Here is a 26,664-nt window from a genome sequence, read left to right as displayed (position 1 = left end):
TTATTGGGGAGTGAGGTATAAAAAGTCGTTTAAAATGAAATGACTCCTAAAAGTCAAATGAAGAACTTTTCAGGAGTCATTTCGAGAATTTATTTTGAAATTTTTTTGGATCAGCAGATCGTTTAAGAAGCGAGGGGTTTATTTTACCCGAAGATTCTTAACTGTACATTTATTATTCCGTACGACACGCACTATTACTTGTGAGTCGGGAGTGACATTGATCCTATTCTCTCCGTTTGTCAGTATCGTTTTGGCTAATAATGCCCCGTAAGGGGAGTAAATTTCGGCAATTCCACCATCAGATACGATCACGACTTCTGCTGTTCCTCCTGCTATGATGACGTCATTATCGGTTTCGGCCGGACTGTCGATTGAAGAATTGATATCAGAATAATCGCTCCAATTCAGATTATTGTCACGATAACGGATTTTTGCTTTATAATTTCCTGTGGGAAGTTTTGCTGTGAAAGTGCTGAGATCGATTCCTTCGTTTAAATCGACTGGCAGGTATGATTTTTCTAAATCTATTTTCCCGTCGATTTCAAAGTATCCGGTAACGCCGAATATATTTTCCCGGTGGATAATCGTGTCGATTACCATTTCCTGATTTGCTGTATTGATTATTTGATATTCTGCAGACATCATATCAGTAGCAGGTGATGCTTCGAGAGAAAATATTCCGTTTGTAGCATTATATTCTTGCTTGATCATTGTCGGAGTTGTCGGTGCGGATGCATCACATTTCGCACTCCATTGATCGATTATTTCTGCCGGATCGTATTTGCGAATGTATGTTGTTGATGAAGCTCCGTTGATCGGTCGGCGTTGAGAGACTCCGTAATATGTCGTTTGATATGATTTTTCGACAGGATCTACTTCGGTAATTGCAAATCCGATAAACTCTGAATTCCGGTGTATTTCGGGATAATCTATGTTTGTGCTGTATTTTCCGAAATAATCAGGATAAGAACCTCCGTTACCGTTCAGGAAAAGGGTTATACTTTTCCCGTTTTTGAGTTCAAGGATACCTCTTTCTACAGAATGGGTATGCCCATACATATACATTTTTATTTTTGTGGAGTTTTCAAATACCGGGAACAGCCGTTCAGCAATTTCTTCACGGGTTGCTGTATTATCAGGAGCTGACCACATCTCGTATCTGTGTCCGTGATGTCCGAAAATGAAGACCATGTCTATCATGTTATCGCTTTCTGCAGTTGTCAGCTTATCTTTTAGCCATTTCAATTGTGTCTCGGTGTTCGTTTGATAAGTCTGATTGCTATTATCTGTCGGACAAAGATATTGTCGGTTGGTATTCAAATAAATGTATAGAGCGTTTCCTATTTGTTGAGCATAGTATTTCCCTTTTGCATCTCCTTCGGCATCGCTCAAATCGGTGAAATCCATGAAATCATAGAAATATGAATGTTCTGAGTCGTTTTTCTCAAAATCGTGATTACCTGCAGCGATATTCATGGGAAGAGCATTCGTAAGTTCTTTGTTCGGAGTAAAGAGCGATTCTACAAATTCATTTTCATATTGTCCATAATTATAGATAATATCTCCGGTACATGTAATGAAATCGAAATGGTTTTGTAAATCTTCTCCGAATTCCTGTTTTAAGAATTTTAATGCAGCTTCCCGTACTGGTGTTACAGAGCTGGCTTCATGTGAGTCTCCGAATGAGAGGAAACGGATTTTCCGGCTTACGTTTTTATCCGGAAGTGTACGGAATTTGTAGACTTCAGAAATATTATCACCGATCCGGCAACGGTATTGGTACTCGGTATCAGGCAATAAACCGGTTAGTCGCACACCAGACCATTTCAAACTTCCTACGGATTTTGTCGTGCCTGTTGCCGTGAGATTCAGATCGGTAGTTCCGTATTCTACGGTGGGTACACCTTTTTCTCCATCGGCACTTCGCCAGTTGATCAAAATACTTTCGGTTGTTTTGCTTTGCAAATACGGCTCTGGTTGAAATATGATCACGTCCGGTACGATTCCTTTAAAGCTGATATCATCAAGGTAGTAAGTAACGGCTTCGTTTTGTACTGATCCTCCTGATGTACAATTGGGGCGGATACTTATACGGCAAGTAGATAAGTCGGTTGCTTTAATGCTTGACATATCGACCTTTATTTCGTAGCGAGTCCATTCGGTGGATGTTGTTTGTGAGGACGTAAGAACATCAACTGTGTTGCTTATTGAGAAATCTACTCGGAAAGGAATTCCCGCTTTTGATGCTTTCATCCACATGACAAAAGTGTATTCTGCTGGAGCAAGATTCTTGACTTCTTGGGCGAGAAAGAATCGGTATCGGTAATTAATGTTCGTTAAATCGATTTTTAGAGCCTGACTGCCTCCGTGTACTTCTTCGGTCGTAATAGTTCCTGTTCCGGTAGATCCGTCTTTAATGACAAGTCCCCAAGTATTCACTAAATTAGATCCCCACGGATCTGTCCCCATAACAATACTTGAATTGGGATCTCCGATTTCGAAATCTCCATTGGTGATGAATTCTTTTTGCTTTCCTTCATCGGGTTTTTCTTCTTCAGAGGAGGTCGATGTAAAGCTGATGTCATCGATATAGTAAGTAACGGCTTCATTTTGTACCGATCCTCCTGATTCACAATTGGGGCGGATGCGTATGCGAAGGGTGGAAAGATCTTCTGATGTTTTATCCGAGAGATCGACTTTTATTTCATAACGAGTCCATTCGATTGCGGTCGTTTGTGCAGATTTAACGACATCTATATTGTCATCGTCAATAGAAAAATCTACTCTGAACGGTATATCCGCTTTTGATGCTTTCATCCATAAGGCGAACGTATATTCTCCCGGAGTAAGATTTTGAAGCTCTTGAGTGAGGAAGAAATGATAACGTGCAGAGATATTGGTCAATTCTACTTTTAGTGCTTGGCTACCATTATGAACATCTTCGGTCGTGATGCTTCCTGTTCCTGTAGATTTGTCTTTAATGACAAGAGCCCATTTCCCGACAAAGTCGCCCCATTTGTCAGTTCCTGTAACGATACTCGTGTTGGGCTCTCCGGTTTCGAAGTTTCCGTTAATAATAAAGTCTTTTACATCCCCCTCTTCCGGTTCGCTACCTTTTTCATATAGGCGAACATCATCGATAAGTATAGAAGATTCAAGAGATTTGTTATTTTCGTCATACTCTGTTCTGTTTCCGAATACGACTCCTGATTTTTGAAAATCGCCATCGCTGTAATGTGTGTCGGAGGCTTGGTGTTGTGTCGGGTCTATCGTAAGAGAATATTCTTCCCAGTTCGAAGATAATGTTATCCAGTCGCTACCGGACACTTCGTAACCTCCGCCTACAGACATCCCGGCGAAAACCGGATAATTTCCGACTAAATTTTTTGCTTTAAATTTTAGAACATATTGTTTTGTACGATCTATTGTGACATATTGAATAGCGGTATTGTTATCCCATGTGTCCAGTTTGGCTGTCGTACTGCCGGCAGTGATACTCAGATTCAGCGCTTTTTCACCTTCTGCATAATCATCGGTAACGATTTTCCCGTGATTATATCCGCTGTTTGCCGATTTACGATACCAAGAACCTTGTACGACTGTTTCTGCCTCCATTACCGGATTATTGGTCTCCGTATTGCTGCCTAATTTGCCTAAGGCTGAAATTCGAGGTAGTTCACTAGTCGATTTGTTGTTTGCATAATCGTACGTTTTGGTGTTTTCGAAACCTCCGTCTTGTAATAAGTTTTGCGCAGACGCAGGTAACAGTGTAGTGAGCAGGAATATTCCTGCGAGGAGAGATTTTTTCATTGTTATTGTGTTTTGGTTTTGGATTCAAGTATTTGAGTAACCAAAGTAATATAATATTCTCCTCGCAGATAGGAATGTATCGAATCAATATATCCCGTAATTTATTTTATGGAACTATTTCCATTTTTTTGAAACGTTCCTGTAATCTTATTTTCTATAACATATTCCATCGCAAACGGCAATAAGCCGGCCATTCTCGGTGGTGATGTTCGCTTTATAGTGACAGATCGTTTTATGTAGTAAAATTTCTTGAGCTTCTGCGATCAATGTTTCTCCGATCGTGGCGCTTTCAAGAAACCGAATATCTGACTGTATAGAGAACGCTAAACGTCCGTTAGCGTTAGCGGCAGCGGCAATCGCCAGATCCGCTAAAGTAAACAATGCTCCTCCCTGAACGACGTTTCCTGCATTCAAGTGGTGTTCGTTTATTTTTAGTTCGGCTTTTGCATATCCGGGACGGACTTCAGAAAGTATAATGCCGGCTTCTGTTGCGAAACGGTCATTTTTAAAAAATTCGATATAATCCATAATATTTTCTTTTTATAAAATAGAAAAGGAGCTTCCCGCCATATTGTTTATGCAGAAAACTCCCTATGTTTTTTATAGACGATTATTATTTATTTAATTTCCATTCAGCACCGTCTTTGGTGTCTTTAATTTCAAATCCGATTTCAGAGAGTTTATTGCGGATGAAGTCTGCTGTTTGCCAATCTTTATGACTCTTTGCTTCTTGGCGTACATCGAGCAATAGATCGACAGCTTTTTCGTAAGCTTCGTTAGAAGCGTTGCTCATTGTACTATTTTCTACTTTTAACCCTAATATATCGAACATGAATGTTTGAAATATGTCTTTGAGTTCCTGTAAATCGGTTTCGTTTATAGAGGCTTTGCCGGAAAGGATTGTATTGATGATGCGAACAGCATCGAATAGGTATGAAATGACAATCGGGGAGCTCAAGTCATCGTTCATTGCTTCGTAACATTTTTCCCGAAGATTTTTAATATCTACGGTAGAGTCTGTTCCCGGAATGATCTTATTGAGATTTTCCCAGCCTTCACTAAGCCGTTGATATGCTTTTTCTGCAGCGATGAGAGCATCGTTACTGAAATCAAGCGTACTGCGGTAATGTGCTTGCAAGATAAAGAACCGTATTGTCATGGGACTGAATGGTTGAGATAACAGTTTATGATCTCCGGTAAAGAACTGGTCTAATGTGATGAAGTTACCTAAGGATTTCCCCATTTTCTGTCCGTTGATCGTAATCATGTTGTTATGCATCCAGTAATGTACGGTTTCTTTTCCTTGTGCCGCTACGGATTGTGCGATTTCGCATTCGTGATGCGGAAAGAGCAGATCCATACCTCCTCCGTGAATATCGAATTCTTCTCCTAAATATTTTGTTCCCATAGCGGAACATTCGAGATGCCAGCCGGGAAAACCGTCACTCCATGGTGAGGGCCACCGCATGATATGTTCGGGTGAGGCTTTTTTCCAAAGAGCGAAATCGACGCTGTTGCGTTTTTCTTGTTGTCCGTCAAGAGCCCGTGTCGTATTGAGCAGTTCGTCGATATTACGTCCGGAAAGTTTTCCGTAATGAAAGTCTTTATTATATTTTTCTACATCGAAATAAACCGATCCGTCGCTAATGTATGCGTATCCTGCATCCAATATTTTTTTTATATATTCGATTTGTTCTATAATATGACCTGAAGCATGAGGCTCTATGCTGGGCGGAAGAACATTCAAGGCTTCCATTGCTTTGTGGTATCGGTTAAGATAGTATTGTACTACTTCCATCGGTTCTAATTGCTCGAGCCGTGCCTTTTTTGCAATTTTATCTTCTCCTTCATCCGCATCGTTTTCGAGATGTCCTACGTCTGTAATGTTGCGTACATAACGGACTTTATAGCCGAGATGCTTCAGATAACGGAAAAGCAGGTCGAAAGTAATTGCCGGACGGGCATGCCCGAGATGCCCATCCCCGTAAACCGTAGGTCCGCAGACATACATGCCTACATACGGAGAATTGAGCGGAATAAATAGTTCTTTCTTTCTGCTGAGCGTGTTGTAAATATTAAGTTTATGTTCCATGTTTTTATTTAATTACACATTACAAAGGTAATGATTTGAGAGAAATTAAGACAATCAGGATACGGATTTCATTGTACTATTTATCTTTTTGCTGAGTTCCCGAAAGATTTACAAAATATTTGTTCCGGTTTTATTTCCCAAATGCAGATATTATTCACTGCCGGGGCATTATATTTGAACTCTCGATCGGTGTAGTGTCGCATTATGATATTTAGGCAGCGAATTTTTTCATCATAATCAGTTATGAGTTTAACTTTTCCTTCGCATACAATACTCTCGGCAGCCATGCTGTAACTGCAAGCTACTTCGGGGTGTTGGAATACTAATTTGGTATTTCCGTGGAGAGATAGACTTATTCGGTTATCATTACGAATGAGTTCCGTTTTTTTCCCTTCAGGTCCTGAGTGTAAATAAAAAATTCCGTTTTCATATCCGAAATTCATCGGGATAATATATGGAGCACCCTCAGGATTGTTTATTCCTATAAAGCAGGTTTGTGCACTCTTGATAATCTCTTCTATTTTTCCGAAATCATTGATAGTATATGTTTTCATAATTCGAGGAAAACTTTTTATTTTAAATGATTAAAAATCTTCTAAACTCCATTATTTATCTCGGATAGAAATTTATACAGGCTCTTAGAGCCTGTATAAATTTTCCAATAAAAAAATATTATCAGGTCATCTTTGCGTTTTCTTCCGGTCTATTTTCCTGTTTTTCCTCGTCAGATAGCCCGCTATCCTCCTTGTAAAATCAGAAAAATATCCTCGAAAGAAACTCTCAAAACTGACCCGAGCAAAATTTATACAAGCTCTAAGCTTCACCTCCGGGAGTCATGAACGGAGGAATATTGTTTTCCGGTTCGGTAATTCGGATATTACCGAATTGTTTTTCGTATTTTATAATGTTTTCTTGTAATGCGAACATCAGTCGCTTTGCATGTTCGGGAGTAAGTACGATTCGTGATTTCACAGGAGCTTTAGGAATTCCCGGCATAATACGGATAAAGTCGACCACAAACTCAGAAGAAGAGTGGGAGATGACTGCAAGATTGGAGTATATGCCTTCTGCAACTTCGGCACTGAGTTCTATTTGTAATTGGTTCTTTTCGTTCATAATGTTTGTGTATTAAATATAAAATATTGTTGTTTTAGATTGCTTATGTTTGCATTGACTTTTATGGCTTTTACTTCCGGAATCTTATCTTGTATTTTTTGTAAAGAGAATGCGGCATAACCTTTGCTTAGATAGCCCGGATTATCGCTGTCTGCTTTGTGCCGTAATTCAAGAAAAATCGTATCCGGCGAAACTTGGTTTTCTTGAATATAAAATAAAGCGAACTGGTGTTTGTCATTATTTTGTTCTATTTTATACCGGAGGTTTAAATATCCGCCTCCGGGCCAAAGCGAGATAATATATAGCGGGTCACTACCGAATGATTCGGTTTGTTCTTTTCGTGAAATGAAAGTTATATCTCCTTCTGGAATGAAGGTTATCGATTGTATCTTTGCCGATAGTTCTGTTTGAGAAATTTGTTCTCCGGGTATATATCTCAATAGGATTCTTTTCCCGGTAACGAGATATTCGTTATCTGCGTCGTTTGCTGTTTCGGAGAGCAAGATGATCCCGTCATCTCTGAGAAATCGTATTCCTTCTTCTGGAGAGAGAACCGTTACAAAGTCCATTCGAAAATTTCCATAATCGTATCGGACATCGTCATTGCAGGCGCTGAGAGTTACAATTGTCAAAAATAGTATAAGTTGAAATGACCGTTTCATAAGACCTCGTTTATGTTCTCTTCCGGAGTAATTATCTGTCCATCTTTCATGTGTATCACCCGATCTGTAATTAAAGCTAAAGATTCATCGTGCGTAACAATAACAAATGTTTGCCCCATTTCGTTTCTCAGGTCGAAGAAGAGCTTGTGTAACTCTTCTTTATTTTGAGTGTCGAGACTGCCGGACGGCTCGTCTGCTAAAATGACATCCGGCTGGTTTATCAATGCACGGGCTACAGCCACTCTTTGTTTTTCTCCGCCGGATAATTGAGCAGGTTTGTGTCCCATTCTATCCGATAGGTTTAGATAGTCCAGTATCTCTTTTGCCCGTTTACGGGCGACCGAAGATTTTTCTTTTCGGATTAATGCCGGAATCATAACATTTTCGATAGCTGTAAATTCAGGGAGTAATTGGTGAAACTGAAATACAAAACCGATGTGGTTGTTTCGGAAAGCAGACAACTCTTTCTCTTTTAATTTCCCGATCCGGATCTCTCCAATTTGTATTTCTCCCGAATCCGGTTTATCCAGAGTTCCTATGATTTGCAATAGTGTTGTTTTCCCCGCTCCACTGGGACCTACGATAGAGACGATCTCTCCTTTGTCGATATGGGCATTGATTCCTTTCAACACTTCGAGAGATCCGTAACTTTTATGTATATTTATAATATCGATCATTTTTGTGAAAGTTTGCGTATGACATAGGCAGCTAAATAACATCCGAAGATTGCCGGCAGATAGGAAATCGTTCCGACTGTCGATTTTTTATTTCGTTCTTCATCTGTCCGTATAATCGCATTGCGGTCAGGTTGTTCCGAGGAGAAAACGACTTTAATACCTTTGTTTATACCTGCATCTTTCAGTCTTTTTCTTACGGCTTTGGCTAAAGCGCAATGGTATGTTTCCGAAATATCTGCGTATGCGATGCGTGTAGGATCGATACGCCCGCCCGCACCCATCGAGGATATGACTTTTATTTTTCGTTTCAAACAGCCTGTCAATAGTGCGATTTTGGGGCTGAGGGTATCGATCGCATCGATTGCATAATCGTATTTTGCTTCATCCAGCAATAGTCCGGTTTGGATTTCATCCATATATAGCTGCTTTATATGTATATTGAGTCGGGGGTTAATATCTAATAACCGTTGTGCCAGAACTTGGGTCTTGGGTTTACCTATCGTACTATGTGTTGCGATTAGTTGTCGGTTGATATTCGTCGGGTTTATATTATCCCCATCAACAATGGTTATTTCTTGAACTCCGGCTCTGCAAACCATCTCGGCAGCATACGCACCAACTCCGCCTACACCGACGATAAGGACGTGAGAATTTTGCAGTGTAGATAGTGTCTCTTTTCCTAAAAGCTGTTCGGTTCGAGATAGCCATTCTTCCATTTGTTCTTTATTTTAATCTTACGAAGATACATTTTTTTTCTGATGTAGAAAGGAAGGGACAGAGAATATTTAAAAGTATGAAATGGGCTGAGATTTGGGAAGATGGAAGATATTTTTAGGTTAAAATGGTTATTGATATAGTTTTTTTAGTTATTGCTTGTATTTTATAGTTATTCTGGGGTTATGTGATTATTCTTTTTATATTTTGTTAAAGAGAAGAGCGGATTTCGGGTCTTATATTTGTGCAGTCAAATTTTTAATATTATTATGATGATGAAAAAAGGTTTAGTATTAGCTTTTATGGCCGTATCGATGATGATCGGCGGTAATGCGATTGCACAAAATAAAAAAGAGTGTCCTAAGTCAAAAACCGAATGTCCGCAGAAAAAAGGCGATTGTAAAAAAGAGAATTGCAAAAAGGAGAAATGCGATAATCCGAAACCTTGCTGCGAACAAAAAGGAGAATGTCCTAATACGAAATAAAACCGTATTGGTTGTGTGAGAAAGAAACAGGCTGCCTGAAATAAAATGAGGCAGCCTGTTGTGTTTATGCTTGGGATTTGATGTACTCATCCATTGCTGCTGCTGCTCGCCGTCCGTCTCCCATTGCCAGAATTACGGTTGCTCCTCCTCGAACAATATCCCCTCCTGCAAAGAGGTCGGGAATGTCGGATTGCATGGTTTCCTGATTTACGACAATCGTCCCCCATTTACTGACCTCCAGCCCTTTTATAGAGTTTGGAATAAGAGGATTAGGAGATACTCCTACACTGACAACGACTTCATCTATATCGATGAGGTCGATTGCTCCGGGAATAGGAACAGGACTTCTTCTTCCGGATGCATCTGGTTCTCCTAATTCCATTTTTTGAAGGCGCATTTGTTTGACATGGCCGGTTTGGTCTCCGATATATTCTATGGGATTATGGAGGGTTAAAAATTCGACGCCTTCTTGTTTGGCATGTTTTATTTCTTCTATGCGAGCCGGCATCTCTTCTTCGGAACGTCGATAGACGATTATTGCTCGATCGGCCCCTAACCGACGTGCCGTGCGGACGGAATCCATCGCTGTGTTTCCTCCGCCTATAATTGCGACTCGTTTACCTTTTATGACCGGAGTGTCCGAATCGGAACTGGCAGCATCCATAAGATTGACACGAGTTAGGTATTCATTACTGGACATCACACCTATGAGGTTTTCTCCCGGTATGTTCATGAAACGGGGCAATCCTGCGCCACTGGCTACGAATATGCCTTTAAATCCCATTTCATGTAGGTCTTCATAAGTCAGAGTTTTTCCGATAATGCAGTCGGTCATAAATTCTACACCCATTTTCCGAAGGTTGTCGATTTCGACATCGACTATTTTATTCGGTAATCGGAATTCGGGAATTCCGTATTTCAATACTCCTCCGATTTCGTGGAGTGCTTCGAATACGGTCACAGAATATCCTTTTTTTATCATATCTCCGGCAAAAGAAAGTCCGGCAGGTCCTGATCCTACTACTGCAATTTTAATGCCGTTTCGGGAAGTTATCTCGGGAATGGATATTTGTCCGCTTTCTCGTTCATAATCGGCTGCAAATCGTTCGAGATATCCTATTGCAACAGCTTCTTTGTGGAGTTTTTGTGTATAGAAACATTTAGATTCACATTGTTTTTCTTGTGGGCATACCCGACCGCATACGGCAGGTAATGCACTGGTTTCTTTTAACGTTTTTGCAGCTTCGATAAATTCTCCTCGTTCGATGTTTTTGATGAATTTCGGAATGTTGATTCCTACCGGACAGCCTGTAATGCATAAAGGATCGGGACAGTCGAGGCATCTGCAAGCTTCTGTAAGAGCTTGTTCTTTCGTAAGACCTTGGTTTACTTCTTCTGTGTTGGTGATTCGATAAGCCGGATCGAGTTCGTTCATGTGTACTCGAGGAATATCGATACGATCTTTATTTTTTTTGTTCCGACGTAGTTCTTCTCGCCAGCTTTCAGCTCTTTGAGCTGCCATATATTCTTTGTTGTTCATAGTTTCAATATTATTCTATTCCTTTATAAGAAGAAAGTCGCATCATCATTTCGTCAAAATCTACTTGGTGTGCGTCAAATTCAGGTCCGTCAACACAGACAAATTTTGTTTTGCCTCCGACTGTTATCCGGCATGCTCCACACATACCTGTCCCATCGACCATGATCGTATTTAGAGAGGCTACCGTCGGTATATCGTATTTTTTTGTCAATAGAGAAACGAACTTCATCATGATTGCCGGTCCTATAGTTACACAGAGATCGACCTTTTCACGATTGATAATATCTTCTATTCCGTTTGTTATCAATCCTTTTTTCCCATAAGAACCGTCATCGGTCATGATTACGACTTCATCCGAATTGGCTCTCATCTGTTCTTCCAGAATAATTAGGTCTTTTGTTCTTGCCGCTAAAACCGTAATGACTTTGTTCCCGGCTTTTTTAAAAGCTTCGACAATAGGGAGCAAGGGAGCGACTCCGACACCTCCGCCGCAGCATATTACTGTTCCTACTTTTTCGATGTGGGTAGCTTGTCCCAAAGGTCCGACTACATCTGTAATATAGTCGCCTTCTTTCAACGCACATAGTTTTTGAGAAGAGCGGCCTACTGCTTGTACTACTAATGTGATAGTGCCTTTGGCAACATCGGCGGATGCAATGGTCAACGGTATGCGTTCTCCTTTTTCTCCGACTCTCACGATTACAAAATGTCCGGCTTTCCGGGCTTTGGCTATAAGTGGAGCTTCGACAACAAGTTTTACTACTTTTTCTGAAAAATGCTCTTTGCTGATGATTTTGTTCATTGGTCGTATTTAATGATGAATTTGATCGTATTTTGAAATATGTGTTGATAATTACATGTACAAATTTAGGGTAAATTTCTCTTTTCTAATAATAAGAGCCTACCTAAATTTTTCGATAAAAAATATGTATCCGAATTTTTTGAATTCCTTTTCGGTTTGTTGTCCTGTTGTTATTTACCAGATAACTCGTTATTATCTTTAAAAGAAATTTTCAAAACAGACTTGAGTAAAATTTAAACGAGTTCTAAATTTGTCATTCTCGAGTTCTCTAATCTTGTTGTCATAAAGAAATTGCCCACCGAACGGTGACACCTATCGACATGAGACGTACGGGAGAAGAAAGTATTGCTTTGGGACTTTTTCCGTTTTGACGAGAACTTTCCCAAACCGGGTTACCGGTTATTGTACCGTCATCGGAATATTGAAGGAAGGGTTTTCCGTTTGCAGCGTCATAGATTTCCCGGATTCCGTATTCTCCGTAAATACCTGTATATATGTTACGATATGTTCCGAGCTGCCATTTCCATCCTATTTCTGCAAATGGAGAAAGCGAGTATTTTAACTTTAAGTCCGATTTATTCCGAGCTGCCGGATAGTTTCCAAATCCATGATTTACGAGGTCTGTGTATTCTATATCTTCATAGGGGAAATACGCCGAAGTTTTTAATGCGGAATATCGATTATTGCGGGTTGCTGTTATCGGTATTCCTATTTTTATACCGGCTTTTGCGTATATTCCCGAATGTTTGCCAGATTGTAATTGGAAAAATACGGGTATATTCAGATAGAGGGCTTTTTGTTCTTCTTGGAAACCGGTATAGGTAAATCTGAAATCGAATGTGTTTTGTTCCGGACTTCCGTCCGGTATTGAATTGGAGAGGATTAAATAATTATCTGAAAATCGGTCGATGCTGATTTTTGATCGATATAAGGATAATTCAGTACCTGTACCGATTCCCCAAAGGTCGGTTATTTTTAATAAATAACCGAGATTGAGAGATGCTCCTCCTTGAGGTTTGAATTTCCCTTCGGATACAGAATAATGTAGTGTCGATATTCCGCCTGATATTCCGACCGAAATTTCATTATGCCTCGTTTGTGCCGATGAGACAATGAAAATGAAACAGAAAATCATCGCAAGATATATTTTTTTCATGGGATGCATATTACTTTTATTTCTCGGGATATACCTTCCTGTGTCCTTATTTTAATGATATAGCTACCGGGAGTATCGGATAATTTGAATTTTGTCGAGTTTCCGGTTGCGGATATTGTTCTTGTTTTTCCGGAGAGATCAGTAATTGTTATTTCGATTTTATCATTCTCTTTTTTCGAATCGATATATAGTCTGATTTTTTCTCCGACTTTTACCGGATTCGGGTAAAGGCGTATTTCGTCACCTGTGATTTGTATTTGTTTTTCACAACTTGAGAGAATGACTCCTTCATCTGTAGTTACCAAGATGTGGTATCTGTCTGAGCTTCGGTGGTCGTCAGGCAGTGTAACATAGGGCATTCCTGAGCTTAGGTAGCTATTATTCCGATACCAGACAAAGTCGGTAAAATGCAAGCCGTTATTGTTGTCCGGATTATTGATAACGGAAAGAACATCGTTCCATCGTAACAAAAGTATGTTTTCTGGTAACTTAAACAGATTGATGGAAAATTCTTGCATGTTTTCTCTGCTTTCTGAAATTATGGTTACCGGTTGATAGAATTTACCTCCTTCCTCAACGTTTATTTCTGCCGTCCCGGATATTTGGTCTCCCATTATTATAGTGGCTTCGGGATGGGCTTCAATTTCTATTTGTGCCGAGTTTATATCGCAATCGAGAGGAATATTTAACGTATTTTCTTGAGATATTTCTATTTCTTCACCGTTGATCTTGAGTGAACGTATTCGTGCTTCGAAACTTTCTGTTTTCAGGAAAAAGGTTTCGGGATCACTTAAAGCACTGATTCCGTTAGGGTAGATTGCTTCGACGGTATAGGTGTAGTTTTTTCCTTGTAATAATTCTTTGTCTGTTATTGTCGTGTCGGTTGTTAATTCCGGAGTAATATTCATGTCATCTCTGTATATGCGAAAGTCGGGGCGATTAAACCGGATAGGGATAGATGAACATATTTTCGTATTTGTTTTTTGTAATAGTGCAGACCGGGTTACGGGCTGCCAATGTATTTGTAAATTTTCATCAGAGTTTTTATTTTTAACAGACCGTTTTTTTATTTCTTGTTGAGGGGTGGCAATTTCGTTTTGCTTTTGAGAAGAGATGCCGACTTGCAGGAAAAAGTTGTGATCTTTATCGCTGTGTTGAGTCAAAGTTTTCCAGTTCTTACCATCGGTAGAGTATATGTTCCCTTTTTGTGTTATGGGAACAGCATTATCTGTCGCTGCCGGACTATTGGTATATGATTCTGCATATATGGAGACCGTCAAAGATGCATTTTTTTCGATAGTGACCGGTTTGGAAAGTTTTACCTCGATTATTTGATCTTTATCTGTCGGATCGATTTTTTGTTGATAAGAAAAGTCCCCCTGATCGATATGAAGACTATAAGTCGCTCCTTCTACTGAAAGGAACGTAACGGATTCCAGTGTGTATCCATCTATTTCCTGTAAGTCGTCGGCACTCCAACGTTGTCCGAAATAGAACGGTATTTGCCGGTTGTCTTTATCTCTTAATTGCATCCGATAAAAGTCGGTCGCATTTCCCCAAAATATTTTTTGTCGGGATATCGGCATCTGCCATTTTATTTGTAGGTCTGTTTCGCCTGTTCGTTTTATCGAAAGATCTTTTGGAGGAAGTATGTCATATACATATATTGTTGCCGTATTTCCCGGATCGGAGGCTTTACCGTCTGCATATATTGCAGTGACGTCATAGTGGTGTATGCCTACGGGCAATGCTGTTTCTGAGAAACTTGTCGAGGTCGTAGCCCCTATTTCGGTGTTGTTTCGGTATATTTTATAACGGACGGGTTGTTCATCACCTTTTGGTATTTCCCAATATATAGTGGATTTTTTTTCTTCAGGCAACCATTTGGCGGAGACTTGTTCGGGTACTGCTTTAGGTGGAAATGCGTAGCGTCCGTCAAGATATTCAACTCCTGATCCGATAGGATCTAAATATTTGTCGATTCTTTGGTCATCGGCTGTTCCGCATTGATCCCAAAAAAGAGCTAATTTCCCGAATAAATTCCTTCCTTCTTTGCGGTCGGTACAGTTGGCGTTTCCTCCGGTCAGGAATCCTGTTATACGTTTATTCTGATCGAATAACGGAGCACCGGATGATCCTCCTTCTGTTACTCCGTGTCCGTTGGCAGTACTCTTAAATATAACATTCCAATGTCCGTTTTGCAATCCTTGTGTCGATCCCGATTTCCACGTGTCTGATACTGCCGGTTGGCTGTAAGTCGATATTTTTTTTACATCACCTTGAGGATGGTGTATGCATACACCCGATTGTGGGGCTATGTTCCGGCGATCCCATCCGTTATAATATGCATTCAGATTGTCAGGTATTTCCCCATTTAATAATAACAATGCACCATCGACTCCGTTTTCTAAAGGAACTCCGGCAATATATGTGCATCCGATCATCGATACAGGGGGAGTGTGGATATTGCTCCCGCATGTCGTATTTTCATATCGGAAAAAAAATTGGGCTTGAGACAGATCGGATGCGGAAGCTTGTTCTTTGGATGAGAGCAGGCAATGGAATGCTGTCAGTAAATAAGGTTTGAGGTCTTCTTTTGTATTGTTAAGGATCGCTCCGGTACATAAAAAACTGCTGGTCCCTATCGGTATAATCATTTTGACAACACCGTTTTTATGGTCTTGCCATTGCTCTCCTTCTTCACAGTTGATATCAACCATGCAACTGCCTGATAGACTTTCACTGTCGGAGTCTTTAATACTTAGATAGTTATATCCGTATCCTATTTCTTCGATTTCGATTTCCGGATTTTGGGGAGAATTATCTCCTTGAGGGGCAACATATTCGAGGGTTATATCGTCTCCAGCCACGAATTCGGTCGAGAATTTACCTGTTCCGGGATGAGTTGCATGTGTGTAAGCTCCTAATATATGAGTATGTGTAGAGTTATATATGAATAGCTTACTGCCGATCGGAAGGTTGAATTTTCTGTAATAGAGAGCGATTGCTGTGGCTTTGTCTGCCATAATACGGAGTTGCCAGATGCGCTCTCCTCCCGGAAGAGTCCTCCACACTCCGGAATTTTCAGGAGAGAAATGTGCCGGAAGCAATATTGCTACACGAGGGGGTAAGTTATCCTCTTTCATGCGTTCGTCATCGGCTTTTAAGTCGTCAAGGGAAAAGGGGATATATATATTCTCGATTCCATTTTTTGTGTTTTCAAGATTTCTTGTCTTTTGGGATGCAGGATACATGAAACTGGGCGGAGTACCGCCTTCACTTATTTGTGCGTATGAAGAAAAAACGGTTGCAGAAAATAGGATGGTTGCGACCCATAAAAAATATAATGTTTTATGGGTCGACAGAGTATAATATTTCTTGTTTTGCGACATTTGTTATTTATCCTTTTTTTGGTTACGATGACCCCATCGTTTCTTTTTCTTCAGCAGATTTTCAAGGAAAAGCCTTAATCCTATAAAACGAGTATAGTCCCGTTGTACATCCATCGATCGAGGATCGCTGAAAAAGGAGAGTTGACTTTCTTTTCCGAATTGTTCGGGATAGAGGACAACGATATTGTTTCCGGCAAAGTATTTGGATAAAAATGACGGCAGTTTGTCGAATTCGGTATTATAGGATACGGAAGTATGTCTTGCACTTACAATGATGAACAAATCGTCTTGCAAGACGATTCCGGTTAACATAAGAATATCTTCCCAATTGTCCAATATCTCGAACTCATTCCGAATATTGTATTTTCCTTTGCGGAGAATGGCTTTTAGTTGTATTATAGTATTGGGGTGGGCATAGAATATCGCCCGGCATCCGACCTGTTTTGCCATATTGGCCACTCTGTCAACCCATTTGACGAATCCGGTTTCAAATTCTGCTTTTTCAGGAACGGCTATGACAATACGTGTTACCGTATTGACCGGAATAGTGCATTTGGTGATCGCAACCATTTTGTTTGTTCCTTTTAGTAAACTCTCGGTTTTTGTCCCGAAAAAACTATCTACGATGTTAGCTTTATGATGCAATCCGATAACTATTTCCGAGATATTTTTTTCTTTCATTGTGTGAATGATACCGCTTGCGATATTCATATCGTACCGAGCTATAGTTTCCATTTCGACATCTGCGGATGAAGCTATCTTGGCTGCTTTTTGCAAAGCGTTTTTGGCATTGAATCCGTTATCTTGCGATTTGTCGTCGGTGACATTTATTGCATATAGAGGTGTTTTCTTTTTCGGATTTTTTAGTAGTATCGCCAAGTTTACGAGGTTTTCTATGGTATCGGGATTTGCTATCGGGATGAGAATACGTTCTTCTCCCGTGTCTATTTTGTCTTTGAGATAATCGTCTTGTTGTTGTTTGGTTACAAGTTCGCGTGCGGCTTTTTCGGTTACGAAAGAACTGATGGTGCATGTTACGAGAATCATGATAACTGTACCATTCAATACGTTAGAATTGAATATTCCGAGATCATATCCGATAAGTACGGCGGCTAAGGTTGCTGCTGCTTGTGCATTACTGAGTCCGAAAATCATATTTCGGTCAACTTTCGGAAGTTTAAATGTTTTTTGAGTAAACCATGCCGCTATCCATTTGGATGCCGTAGCAACGATTGACATATTGATTGCTACTATAATGGCCTCTGTACTGCTGAATACGCCGTGCAGATTGATCAACATTCCGACACCGATGAGGAAATAGGGGATAAAAAGTGCATTTCCTACGAATTCGATCCGGTTCATTAGAGGAGAAACAGCCGGAATAAACCGATTGAGTACGACTCCGGCAAAAAATGCTCCGATAATTGCTTCGAGTCCGGCAAGTTCTGCCATGAATGATGCCGAGAATACTAAAGCCAATACGAAAATATATTGGGATACGTTGTCATCGTATTTTTTGAAAAACCACCGGGTAATGCGAGGGAAGGAATATATGACAATAGCACAGTAAATCGTTATCGATATTAAGAGGCGAATCCAGAATATTTCATTGATTTCTCCTTGTTGCATTCCTGCAATTACTGCAAGGATAATAAGCGCTCCTAATACGGTAATGATAGTACCGGCAATAGTTGTTGTGACAGATGTAGCCCGTGATATGCCGTAACGGCTTACGATCGGATAGGCTACTAAAGTGTGAGAGGCATACATACTTGCCAGCAAGATAGAGGTCTCCAGATTGAAATGTAAGGTATAATAGCTAATTGTCGTTCCCAATATCATCGGAATAAAAAAAGTATATAGTCCGAATACGATACCTTGTGTTTTGTTTTTCTTGAAATCGTTGATATCCATTTCAAGACCGGCTAAAAACATTAGGTAAAGCAGTCCGACATTTCCGAATATCTGGAAACTGCTGTCTCGTTCGAGTAATCCAAATCCATGAGGACCTATTATCATTCCGGCGATGATCAGTCCGATGATATGGGGGATTCGGAATCGGTTAAGAAGTAGTGGCGCAAAGAGAATGATAGTTAATACGATAAAGAATATCAGTACCGGATTTGTAAATGGCAGGGCTGGTATTATATTTTCGATGTTCATATTAACTTTTTGTTTTTGTGAGAAAAATGTGTTAGGATTTCTCAAAAATATCTGTACAAAATTCAGACAGGCTCAAAACCTTTACAAAGGTACAAAAAAGAGGATTAAAAATGAAAAGATATTAGAAATTGTAAATATGAGGATCGATTTATTGTAGATTTTCTTCTTTTTATATGGATAATCGTGCAAAATGTTTTAATTTTGCGGCATGAACGTGTATTATTGTTATTGAAATATAAAAAAATACTGAACAAAAGAAACTGTATTTAATAGGTTATAAATAAGCAAAGAGATGAAAGTAGCTATTGTTGGTGCAAGCGGCGCGGTAGGTCAGGAGTTTCTCCGCGTATTGGATGAAAGAAATTTCCCGATAGATGAATTGTTGTTGTTCGGCTCTTCTCGTAGTGCAGGATCTGAATATGTTTTCCGGAATAAAAAAATCGTAGTGCAGGAGTTGAAGCATAATGACGATTTTAAAGGTGTGGATATTGCTTTTACTTCTGCGGGTGCAGGAATATCAAAAGAGTTTGAATCGACGATTACGAAACATGGAGCTGTGATGATCGATAACTCGAGTGCTTTCCGTATGGATGATGATGTACCTTTGGTAGTTCCGGAAGTGAATGGCCCGGATGCAAAAATTCGGCCTCGAGGAGTGATTGCTAATCCGAATTGTACGACAATTCAGATGGTTGTTGCTTTGAAAGCTATCGAGAATTTGTCTCATATAAAGGCCGTACATGTAGCTACATATCAAGCTGCCAGCGGTGCTGGTGCATCGGCAATGGCAGAGTTGGTTCATCAGTATGAAGAGCTGATAAAAGGAGATAAGCCGACGATAGAGAAGTTTTATTATCAGTTAGCATATAATGTAATTCCTCAGGTAGATGTGTTTACTGATACATTATATACGAAAGAAGAGATGAAAATGTATAACGAAACACGAAAAATTATGCATTCAGATGTGAAAGTGAGTGCTATGTGCGTACGTGTTCCGGTTATGCGTGCTCATTCCGAGTCTATTTGGGTGGAAACCGAGCGTCCTATTTCGGTTGCTGAGGCGCGTGAAGCATTTTCTAAGGCGGAGGGTGTTGTCTTGATGGATGATCTTGCAAATAAGATATATCCTATGCCGCTTGATATTGCCGGGAAAGATCCGGTGTATGTCGGTCGTGTGCGGGAAGATCTTGCTAATCCAAACGGGTTGACATTTTGGACTGTAAGTGATCAGATAAAGAAGGGTGCGGCATTGAACGCCGTCCAGATTGCCGAGTATTTGATCCGTGAAAATGCTCTTTGATATCTTTGATAAGAAATAGATTAGTCATAACATAACAATTAACTGGTACGAGGCGGCTCACGTGGTGGGTCGCCTCGTATTGCTTAGGAACGGTTTTTATATCATGGAAGAGTTCTTTGCCGGATTGTTGTTCTTTTTGTAAATTTATTTCGGATAGTTTCTTTTGAGCATGTTTTTATCGTTTTTATGAGGATGATAGCGGGTTTTCTAACGAGTAAAAGCGGGAAAACAGACCGGAAGAAAATGTAAAAATAACCTGATAATGTTTTCTACATCGGAAAATTGAGTCGAGCTTTTAATTTATTGGAAAAGAAATATTATCTTTCGGTCTGTTTTCGGTTCTTTTTCTTCTTTTCGTTTCATTGTTTGAGAAGACTTCGGTGCTTGTGACTTGTGAAACCGAATATTCTTAGAAAAAGAGACCTAAAGATTTTCTCAAAATAAATTAAAAACAGTTTCTAAAAACCTGACTTATGGAAAAAGGAAATTATCCTACCGATTTGGATAGTCTTTTTAGAATAGTAGATGAAGAGATTTGTTGTTCGGAGGATTCCCAAAAGCCTTTGATCGGAATAACTACATATACGAAAGAGGGGGCTTCTTGTGTCGCTAATCTTTATGTAAATTCGGTTATTCAGGCCGGCGGTAGTCCGGTACTTATTCCATTGTGTGATGATATTGCCTTGTTGTCGGGGATTGTAGCTCGTTTAGACGGGTTGTTGCTAACAGGAGGAGGAGATATTTCTTCTTTGTTTTTGGATGAAGAGCCTCATCCGAAACTCCAAGATGTAGATTTGTCTCGGGACTGTTGGGAGATTGCAGTATTACGTATGGCTTCTTTGAGGCAAATTCCTATTTTTGGAATTTGCCGAGGACATCAGTTGATTAACGCCGTGTTCGGAGGGAAAAATTATCAGGATATTCCGAGCCAACATTTAGGAGAGGTCATTCAGCATTCCCAGAAACAACCCCGCGAATTCGTATCGCACACGATCACCGTAAAGCCGGATACATTGTTGGCTTCATTGATCGGAGGTGGGCGTATAGCTGTAAATTCTATTCATCATCAAGGGGTATGGGAGGTTGCTCCGGGATTTATCGAGAGCGCAGTTGCACCCGATGGTATTAATGAAGGCATGGAGTCTAAAACAGCGTCGATTTTTAGTGTGCAGTGGCATCCTGAAGGTTTGGTGTGTGCCGGCAATAAGAAGATGTTGAATTTGTTTGTTCATTTGGTTAAAGAGGCGGAAATATATGCTCGAGCGAAAAATTTTCATCTTCGACATGTCTCATTGGATTCTCATTGTGATACTCTTATGTTTTTCCCTGAAAAGATAGATATTGGGGTTAGGGATACACGCTTGAAGGTCGATTTGTCTAAAATGAGAGACGGACAGATCGATGCGGAATGTATGGTGGCTTATTTGCCTCAGAAGGAACGGGATGATGTTGCTCTTGAAGCTGCTACCCGAAAGGCTGATGCTATATTGAATGAATTGAAACGCCAGATTTCCGTACATCAGGATAGGGTCGGACAGGCATTTTCAAGAAAAGATCTTATCGAGTTGAAACAAGCTGGGAAGAAGGCTATTTTCTTAGGGATTGAAAATGGGTATGCTATCGGAAAAGATATTTCTAATTTGTCTCGTTACCGGGATATGGGAGTCGTATATATGACCTTGTGTCATAATGGGAATAATGATATTTGCGATTCTGCCAGTGGTGTATCCGAGCATGATGGATTGAGCGATTTTGGCAAGGATGTGGTGAGAGAGATGAACCGGATAGGGATGATGGTAGATCTTTCTCATGCTTCGGAAAAATCTTTTTATGATGCATTGGAGGTGAGTTCAGCTCCGATTATAGCATCGCATTCATCATGTCGTGCCATTTGTGACCATCGGCGAAATTTGACAGATGAGCAGATAATCGCTTTAGCTCGTCATGGAGGAGTTATCCAGATTTGTTTGTATTTGAATTTTCTTACTTCGAAGGAGAATGCTGATGTGAAATGTATTGTAGAGCATATCAACCATGTCGTAAAACTGGTGGGGGTGGATTATGTCGGTATTGGCTCTGACTTTGACGGAGGAGGGGGAATTCCGGGATGTGATGCCGCAAATGAGTTGATAAATATTACTAAAGAATTGATTCGACAGGGGTATTCGGAAAGCGATCTTGCAAAAATATGGGGAGGGAACTTCTTGCGCGTGATGGATCAGGTGCAACAGGTTTGTTGATCTTACCCCTTAGAAAGTGTAAACAAACGATCGTTTTAGAGCCTGTCGTAAATTTTACCCGGGTCGGGTTTAAGATTTTCTTTCGAGGATGTTTTGTTGTTTTTAGGAGGATGTAGCGGGCTATCTGATGAGAGAAAACGGGGAAAAAGACCGGAAGAAAACGCAAAGATGACCTGATAGTATTTTTTTATTGGAAAATTTAGACAGGCTCTTACTGTATTCGTAGAAAAATCCTGTATCTTTACAAGGTTTTCTTGCTTATGAAAGACGCTGTCTGTTTTAAAAAGAAATAAGATGTCTATAAATATGTTTAACCGAAAACGAATGTTCGTTCCTCTTCTTTGTATAGCGGGACTATTGTTGTTTCAATTGCTTTCTTGTAAAAATAAAACTGTTTCGTCATCTGTTCAAGAGAGTGTCCCTGTTGTCGATGTCCCTGTTTTTAATGCAGATAGTGCGTATTCATATATGCAAAAGCAAGTAGATTTCGGGTATCGAATACCCAATACTCCGGAACATTTGGCTACGGCTTCTTATCTGGCTTCGGAATTGAACCGTCATGGTGCAGAGGTACAGGTGCAGGATGCAGATGTGGTTGCTTTTGACGGGACTGTATTGCATGCGAAAAATATAATAGGTATTTTCAGTCCTGAGAAAAGTGATCGAGTATTACTGTTCGCACATTGGGATAGTCGTCCTTTTGCCGATAATGATCCGGATGAGGCGAACCATCGGAAGCCTGTATTAGGGGCTAACGATGGGGCTAGCGGAGTGGGAACTTTGCTTGAAATTGCGCGACAGATCGGAATGAAGTCTCCTCAAGTGGGTGTAGATATTATCTTTTTCGATGCAGAAGATTACGGTCAACCCTATTTTTCGACTCATTCTGAGACAGAAGATTCTTGGGCGTTAGGTACTCAATATTGGGTGCGTCGCCCGCATCATCCCGGTTATCGAGCACGTTTTGGAATTTTATTGGATATGGTAGGCGGGGAAAATGCTGTTTTTGCTCGAGAAAAAGCTTCATTACAGTATGCTCCGGGAATTGTGGATAAAGTTTGGAAGAAAGCGCAGTCTTTAGGTTATGGGAAATATTTTTCCGATAATGAAGGAGGTTATATTATTGATGATCATGTGTATGTCAATAAAATGGGTATTCCGAGTATCGATATAATACAATATGATGCGTCTTCTGATTCGGGATTTAATCCGCAGTGGCATACGGTAGATGATACGATGGAACACATTGATAAGGAGACTTTGAAAGCTGTCGGGCAAACCGTATTGGCGGTTATATATAATGAATAAATTAATGAACGGGATATGAAAACTATAAATGAATTACAGGATGAAATTGTAGAAGAATTTTCTGTTTTTGACGATTGGATGGACAAGTATGCCTTGTTGATCGAGTTGGGAAACTCTTTGAAACCTTTGGATGAAAAATATAAAACTGAGAATAATTTGATTGAGGGTTGTCAAAGTCGTGTGTGGTTGCAAGCTGATTATAAAGATGGAAAAGTTTTTTTTCAAGGAGAAAGTGATGCTGTGATTGTGAAAGGGTTGGTTTCATTGCTTATCAGTGTTCTTTCGGGTCATACTCCGGATGAGATTTTGAATTCGGAATTATACTTTATCGAAAAAATCGGTTTGAAAGAACATTTGTCTCCGACCCGTTCGAACGGATTATTATCTATGGTGAAGCAAATGCATCTTTATGCGTTGGCTTTTAAAGTCAAGAATGAGAAATAACTACTTAAATAATTATTTAACTACAAATCTTACATTATGTTTAAAAAACACCCTAAAGGATTGATTGCCGCGGCTCTTGCCAATATGGGAGAACGTTTTGGCTTTTATATTATGATGGCAATTCTGACATTGTTTATTTCTGCAAAGTTCGGATTGTCTGAGACTACGACCGGATATATTTATTCTGCGTTTTATGCTTCGATCTATATACTTGCATTGGTGGGAGGAGTGATTGCTGATAAGACAAAGAATTTTAAGGGAACGATTCTTGCCGGTTTGATTATGATGGCTATTGGCTACCTTATTATCGCTATTCCTACTCCGACTCCTGTCCCGAGTTTAGGGCTTTATTTGGCGCTTACATGTTTCGGATTATTGGTAATTGCTTTCGGGAATGGTCTGTTTAAAGGAAATTTGCAAGCATTGGTCGGCCAGATGTATGATAATCCGAAATATTCGAGTTTGCGTGATTCGGGATTCCAGATTTTCTATATGTTTATCAATATCGGGGGATTTTTTGCTCCGTGGATTGCGATCGGTGTGAGGAACTGGTGGTTGAAAGTAAACCATTTTGATTATGATGCATCGTTGCCCGAACTTTGTCATCAGTATTTAGAGCAAGGGGGCGATATGCCTGCACAGGCTATGGACAATTTGAGTACTTTAGCTAATAATGTTTGTCTGGATGGTACGCAGGTAACAGATATAAATGTATTTGTGAATAGTTATCTGGATGTATTTAACCGGGGATTTCAATATGCTTTTATGGCAGCAATCGTGGCTATGTTGATTTCTTTGGTTATTTATGTGGTGAATAAGAATCGTTTCCCAGATCCGGCTAAAAAAGAGAACAATAATGCCGATACAGTTTCTGCGGTGAGTAGAGAAGAGATAAAAATGAGTGCCATAGAAATAAAACAGCGTATTTATGCTCTGTTTGCTGTGTTCGGTGTGGTTATATTCTTTTGGTTGTCTTTTCATCAGAATGGGTATTCGTTGACTTATTTTGCCCGGGATTATGTGGACTTGAGCGTAATAAATATTAATTTAGGGTTTACTCAAATTAAGGGAGCGGAAATATTTCAATGTGTTAATCCGTTTTTTGTTGTAGCTCTTACTCCGTTGATTATGTGGTTTTTCGGGATGTTGAAGGCAAAAGGGAAAGAACCTTCTACTCCGATGAAGATCGCTATCGGTATGGGTATAGCAGCATTGGCGTATGTCTTTTTGATGGTATTCTCTTTGACTTTGCCGGCAAAGGATGCTTTAAGTTCAATGACTACTGCAGAAATTGACGCAATTCGGGTGACACCTTGGATTATGATCGGTTTGTATTTTATTCTTACTGTGGCAGAGTTGTTTATTTCTCCGCTTGGATTGTCTTTCGTATCGAAAGTTGCGCCTCCCCATTTGCAGGGATTGATGCAGGGATGTTGGCTTGCTGCGACAGCAGTAGGCAATTCTTTACTGTTCATCGGGGGTATTTTATATACAACTGTGCCGATTTGGGCTTGTTGGCTGGTGTTTGTGGGTGCGACCGCCGCATCAATGATTGTGATGCTTTCTATGGTGAAATGGTTGGAACGTGTAGCTAATTAGTAATATAATTAATGTGATTTTATGATTGAGCATTGAGGTATTTCTTGATAAGAGATGCTCTTTGCTCAATTGTTTTTATTGAAGTTGGCATGAGAATTTCCGGAGAGTTATGGATAGGTAAACCGGCGGGAGAGATAATACAAGGGAAGAATAGTTTTGATATTATCCGGTATTTTTTGTCTTTTGCCGTATTGGTCGGTCATTTTAGGGTGATCACCGGGATTCCGTATTATTTCCCGATGAGTTCTGTGGATGCGGTACATGGATTTTTTATTTTAAGCGGTTTTCTTGTTTTTTATAGTTATATGCGTAATACCGATATTCGTCATTATATAGAAAGACGTTCTCGTCGGATATTACCGCCTTATGTGTTTATCGTTACTCTGTGCTGGGTGGGTGGAGTGCTGGTTTCTACTTTTTCTGTGAAGGAATATTTTTTCTCGACTCAGTTGTGGAAATATATATTGGCAAATTATTCTTTTCTTAATTTTATAGAACCTGCGTTGCCCGGATGCTTTCATGGTGGAGCTGTAAATAGTTCGTTGTGGACAATGAAAGTAGAAATTTTGTTATATATAACAGTGCCGGTTGTATATTATTTGATGAAAAAATTTCGGACTTTTCCTGTTTTTATTGCCATATTTATATTTTCTACATTGTATAATGAATTATTTTATTATTTGAATGAGAAAACGGGAAATGAAATATTCGGTATTTTGAAAAGACAGGTGGGCGGACAACTCCTATATTTTTATTCCGGTACATTGGTTTTGCTGTGTTTTGATTATTTTCGGAGATATATTAAGTTCTTGTTTCCGATTGCCGTATTGGTTTGCTATTTTAGATATGATATACCTTTATTGATATATATTGAACCGTTGGCATTTGCTGTCGTACTTATCGGGTGTGCGTATTATATAAAATGGTTTGTTTTTATGCGTAATTTCGGGAATGTGGCATACGGAATTTATTTGTTCCATTTCCCGGTTATTCGACTGTCTGTGTGGTTGGGTATTAATGAAAAAAGTCATATTCTTTGTTTTGCTTTTTGCGTTGCGGGCACGTTGCTTCTTTCTGTTTTATCGTGGCTTTTGCTGGAGAAGCCAATCCTTTCTAATCGAATGTTTTCTTTTAAATAGCTTTATGTTTCTAAGAACCTGTCTA

The 26,664-nt window shown here is 39.8% G+C and carries 20 protein-coding genes; 7 read left to right on the top strand and 13 right to left on the bottom strand.

Annotation, left to right across the window (positions count from 1 at the left end; all coding sequences use genetic code 11):
* Positions 1 to 138: 138 nt before the first annotated feature.
* From Q0093_RS09205 to Q0093_RS09170, 8 genes are all read right to left on the bottom strand, one after another.
* Positions 139 to 3,810, bottom strand: a complete 3,672-nt coding sequence (locus Q0093_RS09205) for an FN3 domain-containing metallophosphoesterase family protein (protein ID WP_297929844.1) — start codon at positions 3,808 to 3,810, stop codon at positions 139 to 141.
* Positions 3,811 to 3,957: 147 nt separating this feature from the next.
* Positions 3,958 to 4,338, bottom strand: a complete 381-nt coding sequence (locus Q0093_RS09200; protein WP_294178269.1) for a PaaI family thioesterase — start codon at positions 4,336 to 4,338, stop codon at positions 3,958 to 3,960.
* Positions 4,339 to 4,423: 85 nt separating this feature from the next.
* Positions 4,424 to 5,902 carry a cysteine--tRNA ligase gene (cysS, locus tag Q0093_RS09195; RefSeq protein ID WP_297929842.1) on the bottom strand — a complete coding sequence of 493 codons (1,479 nt, stop codon included), beginning with the start codon at positions 5,900 to 5,902 and terminating at the stop codon, positions 4,424 to 4,426.
* An 80-nt stretch (positions 5,903 to 5,982) separates the two neighbouring features.
* Positions 5,983 to 6,456, bottom strand: a complete 474-nt coding sequence (locus Q0093_RS09190) for a pyridoxamine 5'-phosphate oxidase family protein (protein WP_297929840.1) — start codon at positions 6,454 to 6,456, stop codon at positions 5,983 to 5,985.
* 259 nt (positions 6,457 to 6,715) lie between these two features.
* Positions 6,716 to 7,021 carry a DUF3467 domain-containing protein gene (locus tag Q0093_RS09185; protein WP_031258205.1) on the bottom strand — a complete coding sequence of 102 codons (306 nt, stop codon included), beginning with the start codon at positions 7,019 to 7,021 and terminating at the stop codon, positions 6,716 to 6,718.
* Positions 7,015 to 7,680 (bottom strand): NigD-like protein, encoded by a 666-nt coding sequence (locus Q0093_RS09180; RefSeq protein ID WP_297929838.1) that lies wholly within the window; start codon positions 7,678 to 7,680, stop codon positions 7,015 to 7,017. The genes Q0093_RS09185 and Q0093_RS09180 overlap by 7 nt, the downstream gene beginning before the upstream one ends.
* On the bottom strand, positions 7,677 to 8,357 hold the full coding sequence (locus Q0093_RS09175; RefSeq protein ID WP_294178279.1) for an ABC transporter ATP-binding protein: 681 nt from the start codon (positions 8,355 to 8,357) through the stop codon (positions 7,677 to 7,679). The genes Q0093_RS09180 and Q0093_RS09175 overlap by 4 nt, the downstream gene beginning before the upstream one ends.
* Positions 8,354 to 9,073 (bottom strand): tRNA threonylcarbamoyladenosine dehydratase, encoded by a 720-nt coding sequence (locus Q0093_RS09170; RefSeq protein ID WP_297929835.1) that lies wholly within the window; start codon positions 9,071 to 9,073, stop codon positions 8,354 to 8,356. Before Q0093_RS09170 ends, Q0093_RS09175 begins: the two co-directional genes overlap by 4 nt.
* 267 nt (positions 9,074 to 9,340) lie before the next feature.
* On the opposite strand from Q0093_RS09170, the gene Q0093_RS09165 reads away from it, so the two are divergent.
* On the top strand, positions 9,341 to 9,556 hold the full coding sequence (locus Q0093_RS09165; protein ID WP_294178282.1) for a hypothetical protein: 216 nt from the start codon (positions 9,341 to 9,343) through the stop codon (positions 9,554 to 9,556).
* 64 nt (positions 9,557 to 9,620) lie between these two features.
* Here Q0093_RS09165 and gltA read toward each other — a convergent pair whose 3' ends face one another.
* The 5 genes from gltA to Q0093_RS09140 form a co-directional block, all read right to left on the bottom strand.
* On the bottom strand, positions 9,621 to 11,096 hold the full coding sequence (gltA, locus tag Q0093_RS09160; protein ID WP_297929833.1) for an NADPH-dependent glutamate synthase: 1,476 nt from the start codon (positions 11,094 to 11,096) through the stop codon (positions 9,621 to 9,623).
* 10 nt (positions 11,097 to 11,106) lie between these two features.
* Positions 11,107 to 11,898 (bottom strand): sulfide/dihydroorotate dehydrogenase-like FAD/NAD-binding protein, encoded by a 792-nt coding sequence (locus Q0093_RS09155; protein ID WP_297929831.1) that lies wholly within the window; start codon positions 11,896 to 11,898, stop codon positions 11,107 to 11,109.
* A gap of 280 nt (positions 11,899 to 12,178) precedes the next feature.
* Complete coding sequence (locus Q0093_RS09150) at positions 12,179 to 13,054, bottom strand: outer membrane beta-barrel protein (protein WP_297929829.1); 876 nt, start codon at positions 13,052 to 13,054, stop codon at positions 12,179 to 12,181.
* Positions 13,051 to 16,446, bottom strand: a complete 3,396-nt coding sequence (locus tag Q0093_RS09145) for a T9SS type A sorting domain-containing protein (protein WP_297929827.1) — start codon at positions 16,444 to 16,446, stop codon at positions 13,051 to 13,053. Before Q0093_RS09145 ends, Q0093_RS09150 begins: the two co-directional genes overlap by 4 nt.
* 3 nt (positions 16,447 to 16,449) lie before the next feature.
* Positions 16,450 to 18,609: a cation:proton antiporter gene (locus tag Q0093_RS09140; RefSeq protein ID WP_294178292.1), complete on the bottom strand. Its 2,160-nt coding sequence runs from the start codon at positions 18,607 to 18,609 to the stop codon at positions 16,450 to 16,452.
* A gap of 292 nt (positions 18,610 to 18,901) precedes the next feature.
* On the opposite strand from Q0093_RS09140, the gene Q0093_RS09135 reads away from it, so the two are divergent.
* From Q0093_RS09135 to Q0093_RS09110, 6 genes are all read left to right on the top strand, one after another.
* Entirely contained in the window at positions 18,902 to 19,909 is a 1,008-nt protein-coding gene (locus tag Q0093_RS09135; protein ID WP_297929825.1) for an aspartate-semialdehyde dehydrogenase, read from the top strand.
* A gap of 473 nt (positions 19,910 to 20,382) precedes the next feature.
* Positions 20,383 to 22,149 carry a gamma-glutamyl-gamma-aminobutyrate hydrolase family protein gene (locus tag Q0093_RS09130; protein ID WP_297929823.1) on the top strand — a complete coding sequence of 589 codons (1,767 nt, stop codon included), beginning with the start codon at positions 20,383 to 20,385 and terminating at the stop codon, positions 22,147 to 22,149.
* A gap of 324 nt (positions 22,150 to 22,473) precedes the next feature.
* The gene (locus tag Q0093_RS09125; protein WP_297929872.1) at positions 22,474 to 23,457 is read left to right on the top strand and encodes a M28 family peptidase; all 984 of its coding nucleotides are present in this window, start codon (positions 22,474 to 22,476) and stop codon (positions 23,455 to 23,457) included.
* Positions 23,458 to 23,472: 15 nt separating this feature from the next.
* Complete coding sequence (locus tag Q0093_RS09120; RefSeq protein ID WP_297929821.1) at positions 23,473 to 23,901, top strand: SufE family protein; 429 nt, start codon at positions 23,473 to 23,475, stop codon at positions 23,899 to 23,901.
* Between the two features lie 36 nt (positions 23,902 to 23,937).
* On the top strand, positions 23,938 to 25,500 hold the full coding sequence (locus Q0093_RS09115; RefSeq protein WP_297929819.1) for a peptide MFS transporter: 1,563 nt from the start codon (positions 23,938 to 23,940) through the stop codon (positions 25,498 to 25,500).
* Positions 25,501 to 25,589: 89 nt separating this feature from the next.
* Positions 25,590 to 26,639, top strand: a complete 1,050-nt coding sequence (locus tag Q0093_RS09110; RefSeq protein ID WP_294178303.1) for an acyltransferase — start codon at positions 25,590 to 25,592, stop codon at positions 26,637 to 26,639.
* The last annotated feature ends 25 nt before the right edge of the window (positions 26,640 to 26,664 follow it).

Origin of the sequence: uncultured Coprobacter sp. (genome assembly GCF_947855755.1) — a bacterium.
GTDB lineage: Bacteria > Bacteroidota > Bacteroidia > Bacteroidales > Coprobacteraceae > Coprobacter.
Note: the sequence above shows the minus strand (reverse complement) of the source record. Positions and strands in the feature narration are given on the sequence as shown.